The sequence below is a fragment of the Pedobacter sp. ASV12 genome, from assembly GCF_016429155.1.
GTDB lineage: Bacteria > Bacteroidota > Bacteroidia > Sphingobacteriales > Sphingobacteriaceae > Pedobacter.
In genome coordinates, this window is sequence record NZ_JAELUC010000163.1 from 1 (window position 1) to 2,507 (window position 2,507).

Annotated in this window: 2 protein-coding genes; both read left to right on the plus strand. The window is 41.0% G+C overall.

The features are described 5' to 3' along the window. Positions 1-192: 192 nt before the first annotated feature. Positions 193-1,428 carry a hypothetical protein gene (locus tag JHD69_RS19425; RefSeq protein WP_370583527.1) on the plus strand — a complete coding sequence of 412 codons (1,236 nt, stop codon included), beginning with the start codon at positions 193-195 and terminating at the stop codon, positions 1,426-1,428. A 12-nt stretch (positions 1,429-1,440) separates the two neighbouring features. Next, positions 1,441-2,507 (plus strand): SusD/RagB family nutrient-binding outer membrane lipoprotein (locus tag JHD69_RS19430; RefSeq protein WP_199141997.1); only part of this gene is annotated, 1,067 nt, incomplete at its 3' end.

Sequence of the window (2,507 nt, forward strand, 5' to 3'; positions counted from 1 at the left end):
CCCCCCCCCCCCCCCCCCCCCCCCCCCCCCCCCCCCCCCCCCCCCCCCCCTTTTTAGATGTGTATAAGAGACAGCTATGGTAACGTTCAATTAGGTTATAAAAACTTCTTGTACTTGCAATTGACTGGCCGTAACGACTGGTATTCAACTTTGTCGCCAGCCAACAGATCGGTATTCTATCCTGCTGCAAACATGTCATTGATTGCAACCGAATTGTTCCCATCAATTAAAAGCGACAAATATTTAAACAGTTTAAAACTACGTGCAGGTATCTCTAAAGTAGGTAACGTAAACTTAGGTGCTTACGCATTGAAACCAACATTCAGTCAACAAAGCGGTTTCCCATTTGGATCTAACCCAGGTTTTGGTTTAGATGATCAAATCGTTTCATTAAACTTAACTCCTGAGATTACTAAAGGTTTTGAGGGTGGTTTTGATGCAGATTTCTGGAATAACCGTATCTCTACCAGCGTAACTTACTACAAAACTAAAACCAGCGATCAAATCGTTCCTGTAGGTGTTTCAAATACTACTGGTTTTACTTCATACCGTGTAAATACAGGTGATGTGTCTAACGAAGGTATCGAGACTACTTTGAGCATTACTCCAGTAAGAACCAACTATGGTTTAGAAGTAACTGTTGGTGGTAACTATACTTACAATACCAACAAAGTACTTTCAATTAGCTTAGACCAAAAACGTTTAGGTTTATCAAGTGGTGGTAGCGGTCAAGTATATGCGGCAGAGAACGACTTGTACCCTGTATTGTATGGTACTACTTACAAGAGAGATCCACAAGGTAGAGTTATCGTAGATCCAGTTACTGGTTATCCAAGCGCAAACAGCGATTTGACCAGAATTGGTAACACAAATCCTAAGCATATCGTAGGTCTAAATACTTCAATCAGATACAAACAATTCCGTTTAGCGGCAGTTGCTGAATATCGTACTGGTTACATCATCTTTAACAGTGGCGCTGGTGGTTTCGACTTTTCAGGTAGCTCTCAAAGATCGGTTACTTACTACCGCGAGCGTTTCGTATTCCCTAACTCTTCTTACAAAGATCCAGTTACTGGTCAATTCGTAGCGAATAACAATGTTACAGTAAGAGATGGTGGCGCAGGTTTCTGGACTGACGGAACTTATAACACCAACATTACAGAGAACTATACCAACAGTGGTGCGTTCTGGAAAATCCGTGAGATTAGCTTGTCATGGGATATGCCAAAATCATTGTTGAAAGGCTTGAAATATGTGAAAGGTGCAACTATCAGTGCTCAAGGACGTAACTTGTTCCTATTTACGCCAACCTCTAACCGTTACACTGACCCTGACTATATTTTGGGTGGTAACGCTATTGGTATCAACACATTGAGCCAAACGCCTCCAACTCGTTATTACGGAGCAACTTTATCATTAACATTCTAATATCGACATACGATGAGAAAATTATTTAATATATTTATTGTGGGTACATTGGTTTTTGCAGCCTCTTCCTGCAAAAAGTATTTGGACATCAATGAAAATCCAAATAGCGCAACTACAAATACCCCTTCACTAGTATTTCCACAGGCCTTGGCTTCAACCGCAGGTTCTATCGTTACTTATAACGATGCTGGAGCCTGGATGGGTGGAAATCAGGCAAACGCCGGTGGTGTTGGTGGCTGGGGAACAGTATGGTCTTATAACTATACAACTGCTACAAACAACGGCATGTGGACTGGAACATACAACAACGCGAACGATTATCAGTACATCATCAACAATACTTCTTTGACTGATGCTACGGTTAACTTTAATGCTGCGGCTCGCATCATGAAATCATTCCTTTTTATCAGATTGGTTGATAACTATGGAAGTCTTCCTTATTCTGAAGCATTAAAAGGCCCGGCAAACATTACGCCAAAATATGACAAGGATTCTGAGATTTATAAAGCAATCTATGATGATTTGACAGCTGCAATAGCTGGTATCGACGCTAATGTTGTTGGAGCTACTCCGATTGCTGTTTCTGGAACAAATGCTGTAGATATTCTTTTCAAAGGAGATATGTCAAAATGGAGAGCTTTTGCCAATACACTTCGTTTAAAAATCCTCGTTAAGAGCAAAGGCACAGTTAATGACGCTTGGGCTGCTGGAAAAACCTTAACTGGTGCTTTCTTAACTGACGATGCTTTAGTTCAGCCAGGTTATACCGCAACTTCTGGTAAAGCCAACGGTATATTTATCAACTATGCTTATAGTGTTACTGGTACTCAAGGCGGTTTAGGCAACCAACAAGTTCCTACGCCTTGGGCATTATCATTTTACAATGGTGATAAAATTGTAGATAACGTACGTGGAAAATTGATTTACCAAGGTTTCCCAACGGTAAGGAAAAATCAATTAGGTTATGATACAGAGCCTGTTGATAGAGCTCCTGCAGGTTCTGCTTGGTTTACAGGTGGTTCATCACAAACAGGTGCAAATGCAGTGAGTACTGGTATTTTAAAAGGTATTAATATGGG